Source organism: Rubrivivax gelatinosus, assembly GCF_016583785.1.
Lineage (GTDB): Bacteria > Pseudomonadota > Gammaproteobacteria > Burkholderiales > Burkholderiaceae_C > Rubrivivax > Rubrivivax gelatinosus_B.
Window position 1 is genome coordinate 1 of record NZ_NRRU01000073.1, and the last position, 15,905, is coordinate 15,905.

Sequence of the window (15,905 nt, forward strand, 5' to 3'; positions counted from 1 at the left end):
CGCCCCGCCCGCCCGCTTCGTGTGTGCCTTTCGACGACGCCGACGAAGCGCGAAAAAAAGTATGGCGGCGGGCACTTAGATGCGGATGCACAGCCCGCAGCGGCGACGGGAAACGACGGCATCCGCACGTCGCTGGGGCCTCGTGCCCTCCCGATCAGCGAGGGCGCGCCGTCTCCAGGCCTCGAAGCGATCCAGGGTGGACCTCGGGAACGACCTAACCGCCCTCACGGCTTCCGTTCGAGGTTCCTAAGTCGTTGATTCTTCGTTGTTTTATTGATTATGTTGGGTGCCTAATCCGACCTAATCGGAAACATAACCTGACGCTAAGTTGTTGTTCTAAAAGGAGTTTTTCTAGGCTGCTGGTGATTGATTGAGGATATAACGATGTTATGAGTATGTTAGTTAAATGTTATATCTCAACAGTATGGGCTAAGTGCTTGTCGTCAAAGCGCTTTCATCCGCTGTGATGCTGGCCGATTAGGGAGGTTATGCCTTTCCCGACCCCCACCCGTACCGCAGAAAACGCCGGCTTCATGGCGTGCCTGGGCCTGTCCGGGTGCTGCGAACGAGCGAAAGGCGCGGCGTGCTCGCACCCACTTGCGAGACCTCGCTACGAGGCCCCTCGGGGGACGCACCTCACCTGGTGATCGCCCGGCGGTGCGCTGAAAGTGGAAAGTCGCCGGCAGACGGCCGCGAAGGCGCCAGCTTTCCGGTGTAGGGCGCTGGTGCGGGGGCGATCGCGCCGTCGATGTCGACGTGCGGCCGGCCCGCTGCAGCTGCCACTGCCCCCGCTCAGCCATGGTCGAGCGCTATGGCGCCTGGGCGCCTCGCCCTGATGGGCGCCGCGCGATGGGGGGATGGTGGGGTCGCCGTCGGCCTCGGACCCGTGCGCTACCCTGGCGGCATGCCCGAGGAAGAGCTGAACCAGTGGCGCTGGTGGATCCAGAGCGAGACGCCACCCGGCCGCATGGTCCGGTCGCGCTGGTTGATGACCGAGGCCGAGGCCGCGAAATACCCTGGCGCCGTGAAGATCGAGGGGACGCTGGAGATCAGGCGGCCGAGCGGCCGCTCCGTCAGTTCGGCGGACTTCATGGCGCCGCCAACCGATGAGAAGTAGTTCAGGCTCAGGCGCGGCGGCGGATCAGCCAGACGCGCGTGCGCGCCTCCAGGAACGGTTGCAGCCCCCCGCAACCACCGAACATCGGTGCCTGGCACCCAACGAAGCCCGCCCAAAGCGGGCTTCGTCGTTTCTGGCGCGCGATTCGTCAGCGCCCAGGGGCTCGGCGCCGAAGCTGAAGTCACCCACGTCCCGCCTCACCCGCACCGGGACCGACTTGGCTGCCGGCACGTGGCTTTGCTGCGCATGCTGCGCCAACGGGATCACCGCGTTGCATTCCGGAAGTAGCCCGCACAGCAGCCGCGCGGCAGTTCGTACCGGGGTCGCACGCAGGCCTGTCACTTCGCGCGAGATGCCGTCGCCAGCGGCGCTGGCCAGCACCAGGCGGTGACCTTCTTCGATGCCGCGCTCGTGCATGTCGTCGGCGTTCATCAGCAGGACCTCGCGGGTGCCGTGGACGCCGCGCAGCCGGTCGTCGTAGCTGAACGGGGCGCTGCGCCTCGTCGGCGACGCCGCCGGGGCGAACCTGCCCTGGGGTTTTGCGCTGACGCTGCTGACCGCCGCCTTCATCGCGCTTGCCGCCTACCTCGGTGGCCGGCTGGTCTACGAGAAGACCGTGGGCGTGCACACCGGGCCGTGACGCAGGCCGGAGGTGGGCGGGCGGCGACATCCGGTGAGAGCCTTCAGGCCGGCTTGGCCAGCACCAGCCAGGTGATCGCCGCCAGCCACAGCAGCGTCCACGCGAGCAGCGCGCGGCCGGCGGCGACGGCGGCGACACCGCTGCGTTCGACCCGCAGCACCAGCAGCCCGGCAAGCGCGTGCCCGAGCACCAGCAGCGCCACCAGTGCCAGCTTGACGACCAGCCAGCCGGCATGCGGGCCCATGAACAGGAACACCGCGGTGCCGGAGCCGATCGCGACCAGCGCCGCGGGTGTCGCCACGCTGGTGAACAGCGCCCGCAGCAGCGGCCGGCGCGGCGGCTCGCCGCGGCTCGCCAGCGCCAGCACCAGGTACAGCAGCGCGCCGCCCCAGACGACGATGGCGGCCAGGTGCAGCAGCTTGAGCCAGGGCATCAGCGTGCCGGCGGCACCGCGCTGCGCAGCAACGAGGCCAGGTCGGTCGGGAAGGGGAAGACGATGGTCGAGCTGTTCTGCGCGCCTATCGTCGCCAGCGTGCTCAGGTAGCGCAGCTGCATCGCCTCGGGCTGCGCGGCCAGCACCTGCGCCGCCTCGAGCAGCTTGCGTGCGGCCTGCTCCTCGCCTTCGGCGTTGATGACCTTGGCGCGGCGCTCGCGTTCGGCCTCGGCCTGGCGCGCCATCACGCGCACCATGTTCTCGCCCAGGTCGATGTGTTTCAGCTCGACGTTGGCGACCTTCACGCCCCAGGCCTCGGTCTGGGCGTCGAGGATGCCCTGGATGTCGGCGTTGAGCTTGTCGCGTTCGGACAGCATCGCGTCGAGTTCGTGGCGGCCCAGCACCGAACGCAGCGTGGTCTGCGCCAGCTCGCTGGTCGCCTGGCGGTAGTTCTCGACCTGGATCACCGACGGCTCGGGGCCGACGACGCGGAAGTAGATCACCGCGCTCACCCGCACCGAAACGTTGTCGCGCGAGATCACGTCCTGGCCCGGCACGTCCAGCACCTGGGTGCGCTGGTCCACGCGCACCATCTGCTGGATCACCGGCAGCAGCAGGATCAGCCCCGGCCCCTTGACGCCGGTGAAGCGCCCGAGCGTGAACACGACCCCGCGTTCGTACTCGCGCAGGATGCGCACCGACATCGCGAGCACCGCGACGATGAGGATCAGCAGCGGGCCCAGCAGGAACAGCGTCGACATCTCGGTCTCCGGTCTCGGGGTGGCGGCGCCCTGCGGCGCCGGTGGTTCAGCTGGACGGCGCGGCGTTGCGCGCCACGCGCAGCGTCAGGCCGTCGACGGCGCGCACGCGCACCGTGTCGCCGGGGGTGAGCGTGGCGTCGGCCACGGCGTGCCAGCGTTCGCCGTGCACCAGCACGTGGCCGTCGGCGCCGGCCCAGTCGAGCACACGCGCTGTAGCGTCGAGCATGGCCTGCGCGCCGCTGTGCGGGCGCAGCCGCCTGACCTTCAGCGCCGCCCGCACGACGACGACCGCGGCGGCCGCGCTGGCCAGTGCCAGGCCGGCCACCAGCGGCAGCGAGACGTCCCACTGCGGCGCGTCGGTGTCGATCAGCAGCGTCGCGCCGAAGACGAAGGCGACGGCACCGCCCAGCCCGAGCACGCCGAAGGACGGCGCGAAGGCCTCGGCCACCATCAGCGTCAGGCCCAGCACCAGCAGCGCCGCGCCGGCGCTGCTGATCGGCAGCGTCGACAGCGCGTACAGCCCGAGCAGCAGGCAGATCGCACCGACGACGCCGGGCAGCACCGCGCCCGGGCTCATGAACTCGAACAGCAGGCCGTAGACGCCGATGGCCATCAGGATCAGCGCCAGATTCGGGTTGGTGATGACGTTCAGCGCCCGCGTGCGCCAGTCGGCGTCGCGGCGCTCGACGGCCAGGCCGGCGCTCTGCAGCCGCAACTCGCCGGCGGCCAGCCGCACCGTGCGCCCGTCGGCCTGGGCCAGCAGCGCCGGCACCGAGTCGGCGACGATCTCGACGACGCCGGCCTTCAGCGCCGCGGCCGCGGGCAGGCTGGCGGCGTCGCGCACCGCACGTTCGGCCCAGTCGGCATTGCGGCCACGAAGCTCGGCGAGCGAACGCAGGTAGGCGACCGCGTCGTTCGTCGCTTTCGCCGCCGACGGCTCCGGCGCTGAGGCCGCACGGCGCACGTCCGGGCCGGGGCCGGCCAGCGCCACCGGCGTCGCCGCGCCCAGGTTGGTGCCCGGCGCCATCGCCGCCAGGTGGCTGGCGTAGACGATGAAGGTGCCGGCACTGGCCGCACGTGCGCCGGCCGGGCCGACCCAGGCCAGCACCGGCAGCGGCGAGGCGGTGATCGCGCGCACGATCTCGCGCATCGAACTGTCCAGGCCGCCCGGGGTGTCGATCTGCAGCACCACCAGCGTCGCGCCGTCGCGCTGCGCCGCCGCCAGACCGCGGCGCAGGTGGTCGGCGCTGGCAGGGCCGACCGCGCCGTCCAGCGTCAGCACGACGGCCGTGCGCGCCGGCTGTGCGACGCCGGCGAGCGCCGTGAACACGAGCAGCAGCGCGAAGACGGCGGCAGTGAACGCGGGCGGCAGGGCATGTCGCATCGGCGGCGGCTCGGTGGCGGGCGGCGGGAAACTCCGCCGCCGGCAAGGCACGCGCCTGCCGGCCAGTACGCGTCGGCGCCGCGGCCATGAAAAAGGCCCCGAACGCCTGGGCGTCGGGGCCTGCGGCAGGCCGTGCGGCGGCTGCCGGGTCTTACTTGAAGGGGTTCGGACGCGGCGTCTTGTCGCTCGACGGCGGCAGGATAGGCAGCGCGAAGCTGGGTTGGTCGCCGGTCAGCGTCTTCAGGAACGCGACGATCTTCGCGTTCTCGTCGGGCGTGAACTTCTTGCCCAGCTGCAGCCGGCCCATCGTGTCGACCGCTTCGGTCAGCGTGTTGGCCGCACCGTCGTGGAAGTACGGATAGGTCATCTCGACGTTGCGCAGCGTCGGCACCTTGAAGTTGAAGCGGTCGGCGTCCTTGCCGGTCACCGCAGAGCGGCCCTCGGCCGGGCTGCTGGCCTTGTACGGCGCGACCACGCCCATCTTCTGGAACGAGTTGCCGCCGACGGCCGGGCCGTTGTGGCAGCCGACGCAGCCGCTTTCCTTGAACAGCTTGTAGCCGGCGAGTTCGTTGGCGGCGAGCGCGTCGGTCTTGCCGAGCAGCCACTGGTCGAAGCGCGAGTTCGGCGTCACCAGCGTCTTCTCGAACTCGGCGATCGCCAGCGTCACCTGGTCGATGTCGATCCTGTCCTTGCCGAAGACCTGCTTGAACTCACGCAGATAGGCCGGGATCGACTCCAGCATGCCGATGGCCAGCGTGTGGCTGAAGCCCATCTCGCCCGGGTTGGCGATCGGGCCGCCGGCCTGCGCCTTCAGGTCGGCCGCACGGCCGTCCCAGAACTGCGCGACGTTGAGGCTGGAGTTCAACACCGTCGGCGCGTTGATCGGGCCTTGCTGCCACTTGTCGCCGATCGAGCTCTTGATGTTGTCCGTGCCACCCATCGACAGGTTGTGGCACGAGTTGCAGGAGATGAACCCCGACTTCGAGAGCCGCGGGTCGAAATAGAGCTTCTTGCCGAGTTCGACCATGCCGAGATTGATCTGCTGCGGCGGCACGATCGGCTGGATCGGCTCCTGGCTCTGTGCGACGGCCGCACCCACGGCCAAGACGCTGGCGGCGGCCAGGGCGACCGGTGCCCAACGAATACGCATTGCAATTCCTCTGTCCGTCCAGGTTCTGCCGGTGCGGCCTGGACGGCTCTGCTGGCACCGGGCGATCTGGAATCAGTCCAGAGCACGGATGCATTCCAAGCGGGCTCTGTGCGTCACGATCTGACACGCCTCAACTTCGCACGAAACAGCCAAAACACAAGTTGACGGTCCCAGGCGGGCAGCGGCTGCGGCTGTGGCCGTGCGGCAACTGCCGGAGTGAAACGCTCGGGCACGCGGCGGCGCCCGGGATCAGCTGCGCCGGCCCCGGGCCTCGAGGGCGAAGTACAGCGCGGTGGCCAGCGCCAGCGGCGCCAGGTAGTAGAGCGCGCGGTAGGCCAGCAGCGCCGCCAGCACCGGGCCCTGGCCCAGGCGGGCGCCGAGCAGCGCGACGAACACCGCCTCGATCACGCCCAGCCCCGCGGGCAGGTGCGTGACGACGCCGGCGATCGCCGCCATCAGCAAGGCGGTGAGCACGTCGGTGTAGGGCAGCTGGCGGCCGAGCAGCACGTGGCAGATGCCGGCGATCAGCGCCCAGCTGATGCAGGAGACCGCCAGCTGCAGCAGCGCCACACGCAGCGAGGGCAGCACGATCTCGTGGCCGCGCAGCCGCCACTCGCGCCGGCGCGCGAAGGCGCATAGCGCGACGTAGGCCAGCGCGGCGGCGAGCATCGCTGCACCCAGCAGGCGCAGGCCGACGCGGCCGATCTCCCAGTCCGGCGGCAGCGCCGGCGGCCGCGCCAGCAGCAGCGTGCCGCCGAGCGCGAGGTAACCCAGCCAGTTGGTCAGCAGGCTGTAGCCCAGCACCCGGGTGACGACTCCGGGCGACAGGCCGAGCTTGGCGTACATCTTGTAGCGAAAAGCGACGCCGCCGATCAGCGAGCCCAGGTTCAGGTTGAAGGCGTAGGAGATGAAGCCGACCGCGGCGACACGCGCCGGCGGCAGCCCGTGGCCGGTGAGATGGCGGCCGATCAGGTCGTAGGTGGAATAGATCGCGTGGCTGGCGACGGCCAGCGCCGCGGCCAGGCCCAGCGTCGCCGCGTCGTAGCGCTGCACCGCGTCCAGCGCCGCACCCCAGTCCATCTGGCGCGCGACCTTGGCGACGAGCAGCGCGACGACGACGACGAAGGCAATGCCCAGCCAGCGCCGCAGCGTCGGCCACCACGCCCGCGCGCGGCCCGGTTGCGAAACGGCGGCCGGGCGCGCCATCGCCGTGTCAGCCTGCGCTCACGCGCTGGGCGTTGCCGCCGCCGTCGGCTTCGGCGGCCGCTGGCGGGGCCGGCGCCGGGGTCGGCGGCGGCTCGACCAGTTCGAGCCGCGGCGCGTGTGTCGGCAGCACCCGCGCCCAGAGCGGGAAACGCTGCGCGAAACGCAGCACGAAGTAGCTGCGCATGCGCATCCACAGCTGCCAGCGCGGTGCCGGTTCCGGCTGCACCTCCTGGCAGCTGTGGCGGATCAGGTGCTGCAGCCGCGCGCGCAGTTCGGCGACGAAGCCGCGGTCGCGCAGGATCACGTTGGCCTCGAGGTTCAGCGACAGCGACAGCGGGTCCAGGTTGCTCGAACCGACGGTGGCCCAGTCGTCGTCGATCACCGCCACCTTGCCGTGCATCGGCCGGTCGCAGTATTCGTGGATCTTGACGCCGCCGCGCAGCAGGTGGTCGTAGAGCAGGCCGGCAGCGGTCTTCACGATCGGCATGTCGGGCGTGCCCTGCAGCACCAGGCGCACGTCGACGCCGCGGCGCGCGGCGCGGCGCAGCTCTTTCAGGAAACGCCAGCCGGGGAAGAAATAGGCGTTGGCGATGATCACGCTGTGCCGCGCCGAGCGCAGCGCGGCGCGGTACTGGCGCTCGATGTCGCTGCGGTGCTCGATGTTGTCGCGCGTCACCAGCATCGCCTGCACCGGGCCCTCGGCTGCGGGCGTTGCGAACACCGGCCGCGGCAGCGGCGGCTCGCCGCGTGCGCCGCCGCGTATCGCCGCCAGCGCGAACTCGCGGATCGTCTGGACGACGGGCCCGCGCAGCATCACCGAGTAGTCCTGCTTGGCCTCGGGGCCGTAGTCGGCGAGGTGGTCGGCCGAGTAGTTGATGCCGCCGACGAAAGCCGTCTCGCCGTCGACGACGACGATCTTGCGGTGCATGCGGCGCAGCACGTTGAAGCGCCGGCCGAACAGGCGCCAGCTCGGGTCGAAGCTGCGCAGGCGCACGCCGGCGGCCAGCAGCGAGCCGGTGAACTCGCTCGACAGGTCGGGCGAGCCGAAGCCGTCGACCATCACGTCGATCTGCACGCCGCGCGCGGCGGCTTCGAGCAGCGCCGCGTGCAGCGCCAGGCCCACCTTGTCCTCGAACAGGATGAAGGTCTCGAGCAGCACCTCGTGGCGCGCGTCGCGGATCGCCTCGAAGACGGCGGGGAAGAAAGCCTCGCCGTTCTCCAGCAGGCGCACGGCGTTGCCCGCCGTCCAGCGCGGGCGCCGGCTCACAGCCCGATCTCCGCCGCCAGCGGCGCGTGGTCCGACAGGTGCGCCCAGGGCCGGTGCGGCAGCGGCAGCGGCCGGTGGCTGCGCGCGTTGCGCACGTAGATGCGGTCCAGCCGGAACATCGGGAAGCGCGCGGGGAAGGTGCGCGCCGAGTGGCCGTGGGCGTGCACGAAGACCTCGCGCAGCCCGAGGCCGCGTTCGAGCACCGGGTTGGCTTTGTCGCGCCAGTCGTTGAAGTCGCCGGCGACGACCAGCGGCGCGTCGTCGGGCACGTCGCGTCGCACCAGCTTGCACAGCAGCTCGAGCTGGCGGCGCCGGTGTGCTTCTGACAAACCCAGGTGCACGCAGACGGCGTGCACCTGCTCGCCGCCGGCCGGCAGGCGCAGCGTGCAGTGCAGCAGGCCGCGTGCCTCGTGGCCGTGCACCGAGACGTCGTGGTTGGTGTGGGCGACGATCGGGTACTTGGACAGCAGCGCGTTGCCGTGGTCGCCGTGCGGATAGACGGCGTTGCGGCCGTAGGCGAACTGCGGCCACAGCTGGTCGGCGATGAACTCGTAGTGCGGTGCCTGCGGCCAGTGCGCCACGCGCTCGCCGTGGTGGCGGTGGCTGCCCTGCACCTCCTGCAGGAAGACGAGGTCGGCGTCGACGGCACGCACCGCGTCGCGCAGTTCGTGCAGCACGAAGCGGCGGTTGAGCGCGGTGAAGCCCTTGTGGGTGTTCACGGTCAGGACACGGATGGACGGCGGGCTCTTCATCGGCGGCGACGGCTGGGGACGGGCCAGCAAGTGTCCGCAGGGGCAGGGTCCGTGCCGTGTAGGAAGACGCCCGCCGGCGCTGACGGCGCCGGCCGCGAAGCGCTGCCGGTCAGCGTGCCGGCAGCCGCGCGTGGCGCAGCGCCGGCACCCGTGGCGGCACGGGCCGCATGCTCAGGCGCAGGAGGCGTGGGCGCGACGCGGCGCGTGGACGGCCTGCAGCCAGGCCGCAAAGCGTCCACGACAGCGGGAGTCGGGAAGGGCACACCGGAAAATCCGTTCGCAAAGCGGGGAATTCCAGCGCGACGGCAAACGGGGTGCCTGCCACCACCCGCGCGCCGGGCGCAGGGGCCAGTCGCTGCGGCGCACGAGGCGCCGCCTGGCGCCCGGCACGTTGCGGATCAGGCCGCGGGCACGGGGCGCGGTCGGCGGCCGGCGCCGTTGCTGCGCCGGCCCAGGCGGTCGACCTTGGCCTTCGCCGGCGCCGCAGCCGGCTCGGCGCGTTTCGGTCGCGGCACGGCCTTGGCCTTGCGGGCGGGCGCTGCCGGCGGCGGGGTCTCGGCCGCTGCAGCCGGTGCTGCGCGTCTTGTCGCCGCAGGTGCCGTCCGGGGTGATTCTTCGGCCATGCGCTTGCGTGCCGCCAGCGCCAGCCGGCGCACCCGCGCGATGTCGCGCTCGGTGATGACGCCGTTGACACCCGAGATCGCCGCCAGCTTCATGCCGTGTTTCAGGCCCAGCTTGTAGATCTCGCGCACCTTCTCCCACTCGATCGCGCGGCCGACGGTGAAGTTCTCGAAACGGCCTTCGAGCGCGAGCACGATGGTCTCGGCCAGGCAGGCGTAGGCGACACCCGGCGGCAGGCCGATGTGTTTCATCTTCACCTCGCCGGGCAGCTGGATCTCGCCGGACTCGATGACGAGCACGTCGGGGCGTTTGGCGACGTCTTCGGGCGACAGGTCCAGCGGCCGGGCGACGTCGGTGATCACGCAGCCGGGCTTGACCTTCATGATGTCCAGCACCTTCTTGCCCGCGCCCGAGGTGGCGGTGACGATCATGTCCATCTCGGCGACATGCGTGTCGGCCTTGGCGCAGAGCACGATCTTCGCGTCGGGCGTCTCGCTCAGGATCGACTCCTGCAGCGCCAGCAGCTTGGCGGTCTCGGGCGAGACCAGCGTCACCTGCTCGGCGGCGCGCACCAGCAGCCGCGCGCAGACCGAGCCGATCGCGCCGGTGGCGCCGACCACCATGGCCTTGAACTTCACGCGTTCGTGGCCCTGCGGCGGCTCGACCAGCTTGAGCCGCAGCAGCGCGTCGTGCGCCGCCCACAGCGCACCCGAGGCGCTGTAGCTGTTGCCGGTGGTGATCGGCAGCGGCGCACGCCGCGCCACCGTCGCGCCGGCGTCGCCAACGACCTTGGTGAACGCGCCCAGGCCCATGATCTGGGCGCCGAGCTTGCGCGCCATCTCGGCGGCGGCCAGCAGCCGGCGGTAGGTGAACTCGGGCGGGTGGCTCATGATCTCGCGCGGCGTGCCGCCGACCGAGATCAGCCAGCCTTCGGCTTCGACGCCGGTCGGCGACTTGATGCCCTCGATCTTCGAGTAGACGAAGGGCGGTGCGTAGGCCATCGCCTTTTCCAGCGAGTCCATCAGCAGCGGCGGCGAGACCTTGGACAGCATCTCGATCGGCTTGACCTTCTTGAAGTACTCCTGCGACAGCGGGTGGATGACGAAGGCGAAGCGGTTCTTGCGCTGGTAGCCGTTGGGATAGAGGATGCGCGGCCGCGCGTCCAGGGTCTGGATCAGCTCGAGGTAGTCGTCGTCGTAGAGCGAGCCCGGCGCCTTGCCGGTGGCGGCGAGGATCATCGCGTCCAGCAGTTCGTGGCCGAGCACGTGGCCCTGCACCACCGGCGAGGCGTCGACGATCATCGCCACGCCCTTGTCGCGGAAGGCCGCGAGGCGGGCGTCGTTGACGGTGGCGGTGACGATGGTCTTGCCGGCGAGTTCGTCGGTGCCGAAACGGTCGAGTTCGTGCACCGGCGCGACGACGACGCTGGCCTTCTTCATCGCCTGGCGCAGCACGTGGTCGTTCCAGCGCTCCAGCAGCGCCGTGCTCGGCAGGCGCTTGGGCATCCAGTCGGCGACGTAGTGCGAACCGGTGGCGTACAGCGACAGCGCGTCCAGCGAGGTCAGCAGCTTGGGCACGCCCAGCTGCAGCAGCGGGTCGGCGAAGAACAGGTTGGGCGTGTACTCGGCCATCGCCGCCGCGAGCTTGCGGTTGGCGATGCCCGACAGGAACAGCACCAGCGCGTTGTCGAAGTAGCGGCCGTCGGCCTGCACGTGGCGCAGCGCCCATTCCAGGTAGATTTCGGCCAGGCGCTCGCCGCTGGTCCAGGGTGCGTGTTTGAGCGTGGCGGCCAGACGCGAGCCGCCGATGCTGGCGCCGACGCTGCGGGCGTCGGGCCCGGCGCCGATGCCGATCGCGGCGGCGCGCCGGTCCCAGTAGGCCAGGCGCCGGGCGGCGACGGCTTCGTCGCCTTCGGTGCCGATGCGGCGCACGCGCAGCGGCTGGCCGAGCACGGTGGTGCGGAACTCGAAGTCCTGGGCGCTAGCGCCCAGGCTGATGCCGATCACGCTCTTCATACGGTTTTCGCGCCAGAGTGGATCCGGCGCAGGCATGGTGGAGGGCAGGTCGGATGACCAACTTGATCGGCGACATGGCCCGCACGCTCGGGCTTCCCCAGCTCAAACGTGCGGCAGGTGTGGTGACGAAGCTGCTGCCGATCCCGCAGCCGCTGCTGATCGTAGGGCCGGGGGCCAGCGCCAAGCTCGGTCAGGCCATCGGGGATTTCACCCATCGGAAGGTCATGGTGGTCACCGACGCGACGGTGGTGCACCTGGGCCTGCTCGAACCGCTGCTCGCCGCGCTGCACGCTGCCGGCACCGAGACCGTGCTCTTCGACCGCGTCGAGCCCGATGCGCCGATCCCGATCGTCGAAGCCGGCATCACGCTGCTGCGTGAAGAAGGCTGCGACGCCATCGTCGCTTTCGGCGGCGGCTCGGTGATGGACGCGGCCAAGGTCATCGGCCTGGCTGTGGCCAACGGCAAGTCGCCGCAGGCGCTGGTCGGCTACTTCAAGGGGCTGCACGGCCCGCTGCCGCTGTACGCGGTGCCGACGACCGCCGGCACCGGCAGCGAGGTCACGGTCGCCGCGGTGATCTCCGACCCGAAGGCGCAGCGCAAGCTGGTCGTCGCCGACACGCGGCTGGTGCCGCGCATGGCGGCGCTGGACCCGCAGCTGATGGTCGGCCTGCCGCCGGCGATCACCGCCGCCACCGGCATGGACGCGCTGACGCACGCCGTCGAGGCCTACATCGGCCAGTGGTGCACCGACTACACCGACCGCATGGCGCTGGCCGCGGTCGGCATGGTCTTCGAGCAGCTCGAACGCGCGGTGCACACCGGCTCCGACCTGGTGGCACGCGAACGCATGGCGCTGGCCTCGACCTACGCCGGCCTCGCGTTCACACGCGCCAACGTCGGCAACGTGCACGCGATCGCGCACCAGCTCGGCGGCCGCTACCACGTGCCGCACGGGCTGGCCAACGCCGTCGTGCTGCCGGCGGTGCTGCGGTTTTGCGCCGCGTCCTGCGAGCCGCGGCTGGCGGCGCTGGCGCGGCGCGCACGGGTCGGCGCCGCCGACGACGGCGACACCACGCTGGCGCACAAGTTCATCGACGCCGTCGCCGAGCTGAACCGGCGCGTCGGCATCCCCGACAAGCTCGAGGCGCTGCGTGCCGCCGACATCCCGAAGCTGGCGCAGGCCGCCTGCCGCGAAGCCGACGGCAACTACCCCGTGCCGCGCGTGATGACCCAGCGCGACTGCGAGGCCATCCTGCGCTCGCTGCTGCCGGCGCCGGCGGCGCGCAAACGCGCCGCCGTCAAACCGGCCGCGAAACCGGCAAGCAAACGCGCGCCGCGCAAGAAGGCCGCGGCCGCCTGAACTAGCGCAGGCTCAGCTCGGGGCCGAGTTCACGCAGCCAGGCCAGCACCGCCGGCTCGGGCCAGTGCCAGGGTGTGTCGAACAGCGGCGCGCCCGCGCGCGGGTGCCACTGCTGCAGCACCCAGCGCCTGGCGCCGGCGCGTTTCAAGGTCTGCGCCATCTTCGCCAGCGCCTCGTCGGACTGCAGCGCCGGGTGGTAGGTGCTGCGGATCTCGTGGTCGACGCCGCTGGCGACGAGCGCTGCAAGCGCCTCGTGCACCGGCGCGGCGCTGCCCGGGCGGCCGGTCAGCGCGTCGTGGCCGGCGATGTCGGTCTTCAGGTCCAGGCCGACCCAGTCCAGCGCCGGCAGCAGCGCCTGCAGCTTCTTCGGGTAGATGCCGGCCGTGTGCAGGCCGACGGCGAAACCCAGGCTGCGTGCCGTCGCCACCGCGTCGGGCAGCGCCGGGTCCAGCGTCGGCTCGCCGCCGCTGAAGACGACGCCGTCGAGCAGGCCGCGGCGCCGCGTCAGTGTCGCCAGCACCTCGTCCCAGCCGGGGCCGCTGCCCTCGCGCGACTGCAGCGCCGGGTTGTGGCAGTAGCGGCAGCGCCAGGGGCAGCCCTGGACGAAGACGACCGCGGCGAGGCGGTCGGGCCAGTCGGTGGTGCTCAGCGGCTGGAAGCCGCCGACGACGAGCGCCTCAGGCGCAGCCACACTCGATGGTGGCCGTGACCTCGGCTGCGGCGGTCTGCTCGCGGCCCGGTTCGTCGAAGTAGCGGCGTTCCAGGAACTCGCCCTGCTTGCCGATGTTGAACGAGGCCATCGGGCGGTGGTAGCCCATCACCCGCGTCCAGACTTCGCAGCGGGTGCGTTCGTGTTCTTCGAGCTGTGGGTGGACGAGAGGGGTCTGGCTGTGGCTCATGCGGTTTTCCTTCGGTTGGGGTGGCGGCCGTCAGGCGGCCGGGGCGGCGCGGGCGGCCTTGGCGGCCTTGCGCGCCAGGGCTTCCTCGTCGCACTTGGGGCAGAACGCGTGCTCGCCGGCGAGGTAGCCGTGTTTCGGGCAGATCGAGAAGGTCGGCGTCACCGTGATGTAGGGCAGGCGGTAGCGCTCGAGCGAACGGCGCACCAGGTCGCGGCAGGCACGCGCCGACGAGACCCGTTCGCCCAGGTACAGGTGCAGCACGGTGCCGCCGGTGTACTTGCGCTGCAGGTCTTCCTGGCGCTCCAGCGCCTCGAAGGGGTCGGTGGTGAAGCCCACCGGCAGCTGCGACGAGTTGGTGTAGTACGGGCGCTCGGGCGTGCCGGCCTGCAGGATGCCGGGCAGGCGCTTCCTGTCTTCCTTGGCGAAGCGGTAGGTCGTGCCTTCGGCCGGCGTCGCTTCCAGGTTGTAGAGGTGGCCGGTCTCTTCCTGCAACTGCACGATGCGCGCGCGGATGTGGTCGAGGTAGCGCAGCGCCATCTCGTGGCCTTCGTCGGTCGTGATGTCCGCGCGGTCGCCGGTGAAGTTGCGGATCATCTCGTTGATCCCGTTCACGCCGATCGTCGAGAAGTGGTTGCGCAGCGTGCCCAGGTAGCGCTTGGTGTACGGGAACAGGCCGCTGTCGATGTGGCCCTGGATGACCTTGCGCTTGATCTCCAGGCTGGTGCGGGAGATGTCGATCAGGCGGTCGGTGGCGGCCAGCAGCGCGGCTTCGTCGCCGGCGTGCAGATAGCCCAGGCGGGCGCAGTTGAGCGTGACGACGCCCAGCGAGCCGGTCTGCTCGGCCGAGCCGAACAGGCCGTTGCCGCGCTTCAGAAGCTCGCGCAGGTCCAGCTGCAGCCGGCAGCACATCGAGCGCACCATGTTCGGCTGCAGGTCCGAGTTCAGGAAGTTCTGGAAGTAGGGCAGGCCGTACTTGGCCGTCATCTCGAACAGGCGCTCGGTGTTCGGGTGCTCCCAGTCGAAGTCGCGCGTGATGTTGTAGGTCGGGATCGGGAAGGTGAACGAGCGGCCCTTGGCGTCGCCTTCCATCATCACGTCTATATAGGCGCGGTTGATCATGTCCATCTCGACCTGCAGCTCGCCGTAGGCGAACGGCATCTCCTGGCCGCCGATCACCGGCACCTGCTCGCGCAGGTCTTCCGGGCAGGTCCAGTCGAAGGTGAGGTTGGTGAACGGCGTCTGCGTGCCCCAGCGCGAGGGCACGTTCAGGTTGTAGATCAGCTCCTGCAGGCTTTGCCGCACCTGGTCGTAGCTGAGCGCGTCCTTGCGCACGAAGGCCGCGAGATAGGTGTCGAAGGAGCTGAAGGCCTGGGCCCCGGCCCATTCGTTCTGCAGCGTGCCCAGGAAGTTGACGATCTGGCCGACAGCGCTGGACAGGTGCTTGGGCGGGCCGGCCTCGACCTTGCCCGGCACGCCGTTCAGGCCTTCGTGCAGCAGCGTGCGCAGCGACCAGCCGGCGCAGTAGCCCGAGAGCATGTCCAGGTCATGGATGTGCACGTCGGCTTCGCGGTGCGCGGTGCCCACCTCCGGCGGGTAGACGTGGTTGAGCCAGTAGTTGGCGACCACCTTGCCCGAGACGTTCAGGATCAGCCCGCCCAGCGAGTAGCCCTGGTTGGCGTTGGCGTTGACGCGCCAGTCCTGGCGCGCCAGGTATTCGTTGACCGAACGTTCGACGTCGACGGCGACGCTGCGGTCCTGGCGCAGCGCGCGGCGCTGCTCGCGGTAGACGATGTAGGCGCGTGCGGTCGCGAAGTGGCCGGCCTCCTGCAGCACCCGCTCGACCTCGTCCTGGATCTGCTCGACACCGGTGACGCGGCGGCGCAGGCGCTCGGTGACCTGATGCGTCAGCTCGGCGGCGCGGGCGGCTTCGAACTCGCCTGTGGCGGCGCCGGCGCGCGCGAGCGCGTCGACAATCTTGGCGGCGTCGAAGGCGACGGTGCGGCCTTCGCGCTTGATCACCGCGAGCGGTGCGGCTTGTTGGTCGGCGGGTGGGGGCAAAGCGGCGTCTGACATGCGCTGGACACTATCTATGGTGTGTAGGGGGTCGACGATACCCAATAGCTAGCGTCTGGCGCGTCCGAAGTCCGCTCGATTTGATGCAGTTCAAGCAAGCTGCGCGAGGGGCTTGCCTTGGCATCGCCCGGGGTTTTGGGTGCGCGGCACGGCCGCTGCAACCGCCCGTGCGCCGCGGCGGCGGGCCGCCGCGCTGTGGTGTTTGCGTCCGAATCGCGGGTGCCGG

Annotated in this window: 12 protein-coding genes and 1 pseudogene; 2 read left to right on the top strand and 11 right to left on the bottom strand. The window is 70.7% G+C overall.

Annotated features, from left to right (window positions below; genetic code table 11):
• Positions 1–904 precede the first annotated feature (904 nt).
• Positions 905–1,117: a hypothetical protein gene (locus tag CKO43_RS17740; protein WP_200379411.1), complete on the top strand. Its 213-nt coding sequence runs from the start codon at positions 905–907 to the stop codon at positions 1,115–1,117.
• A gap of 24 nt (positions 1,118–1,141) precedes the next feature.
• Here the strand turns inward: CKO43_RS17740 and CKO43_RS17745 are convergent, their stop codons facing one another.
• The 9 genes from CKO43_RS17745 to CKO43_RS17785 form a co-directional block, all read right to left on the bottom strand.
• Positions 1,142–1,687, bottom strand: a complete 546-nt coding sequence (locus CKO43_RS17745; protein WP_200379412.1) for a hypothetical protein — start codon at positions 1,685–1,687, stop codon at positions 1,142–1,144.
• Positions 1,688–1,800: 113 nt separating this feature from the next.
• The gene (locus CKO43_RS17750) at positions 1,801–2,190 is read right to left on the bottom strand and encodes a hypothetical protein (protein ID WP_200379413.1); all 390 of its coding nucleotides are present in this window, start codon (positions 2,188–2,190) and stop codon (positions 1,801–1,803) included.
• Positions 2,190–2,951 carry a slipin family protein gene (locus tag CKO43_RS17755; RefSeq protein ID WP_200225893.1) on the bottom strand — a complete coding sequence of 254 codons (762 nt, stop codon included), beginning with the start codon at positions 2,949–2,951 and terminating at the stop codon, positions 2,190–2,192. Before CKO43_RS17755 ends, CKO43_RS17750 begins: the two co-directional genes overlap by 1 nt.
• A gap of 46 nt (positions 2,952–2,997) precedes the next feature.
• On the bottom strand, positions 2,998–4,335 hold the full coding sequence (locus CKO43_RS17760) for an NfeD family protein (protein WP_200379414.1): 1,338 nt from the start codon (positions 4,333–4,335) through the stop codon (positions 2,998–3,000).
• Between the two features lie 151 nt (positions 4,336–4,486).
• Entirely contained in the window at positions 4,487–5,485 is a 999-nt protein-coding gene (locus tag CKO43_RS17765; protein ID WP_200225897.1) for a cytochrome-c peroxidase, read from the bottom strand.
• Positions 5,486–5,734: 249 nt separating this feature from the next.
• Positions 5,735–6,691, bottom strand: a complete 957-nt coding sequence (locus CKO43_RS17770) for a lysylphosphatidylglycerol synthase domain-containing protein (protein ID WP_200379415.1) — start codon at positions 6,689–6,691, stop codon at positions 5,735–5,737.
• A 7-nt stretch (positions 6,692–6,698) separates the two neighbouring features.
• Positions 6,699–7,958, bottom strand: coding sequence for a cardiolipin synthase ClsB (gene clsB / locus CKO43_RS17775; RefSeq protein WP_200379416.1), 1,260 nt, complete (start codon positions 7,956–7,958; stop codon positions 6,699–6,701).
• Positions 7,955–8,710 (bottom strand): endonuclease/exonuclease/phosphatase family protein, encoded by a 756-nt coding sequence (locus CKO43_RS17780; RefSeq protein ID WP_200225905.1) that lies wholly within the window; start codon positions 8,708–8,710, stop codon positions 7,955–7,957. Before CKO43_RS17780 ends, clsB begins: the two co-directional genes overlap by 4 nt.
• Before the next feature lie 398 nt (positions 8,711–9,108).
• On the bottom strand, positions 9,109–11,346 hold the full coding sequence (locus CKO43_RS17785; protein ID WP_200379417.1) for a dehydrogenase: 2,238 nt from the start codon (positions 11,344–11,346) through the stop codon (positions 9,109–9,111).
• A gap of 53 nt (positions 11,347–11,399) precedes the next feature.
• Here CKO43_RS17785 and CKO43_RS17790 point away from each other — a divergent pair, with 53 nt between their 5' ends.
• Entirely contained in the window at positions 11,400–12,707 is a 1,308-nt protein-coding gene (locus tag CKO43_RS17790) for an iron-containing alcohol dehydrogenase (RefSeq protein ID WP_200379418.1), read from the top strand.
• A gap of 1 nt (position 12,708) precedes the next feature.
• Here CKO43_RS17790 and CKO43_RS17795 read toward each other — a convergent pair whose 3' ends face one another.
• Both CKO43_RS17795 and CKO43_RS17805 read right to left on the bottom strand, forming a co-directional pair.
• On the bottom strand, positions 12,709–13,398 hold the full coding sequence (locus tag CKO43_RS17795; protein WP_200379419.1) for an anaerobic ribonucleoside-triphosphate reductase activating protein: 690 nt from the start codon (positions 13,396–13,398) through the stop codon (positions 12,709–12,711).
• Positions 13,385–15,679: pseudogene (locus CKO43_RS17805) on the bottom strand (ribonucleoside triphosphate reductase). Before CKO43_RS17805 ends, CKO43_RS17795 begins: the two are co-directional and overlap by 14 nt.
• Between the last annotated feature and the right edge of the window lie 226 nt (positions 15,680–15,905).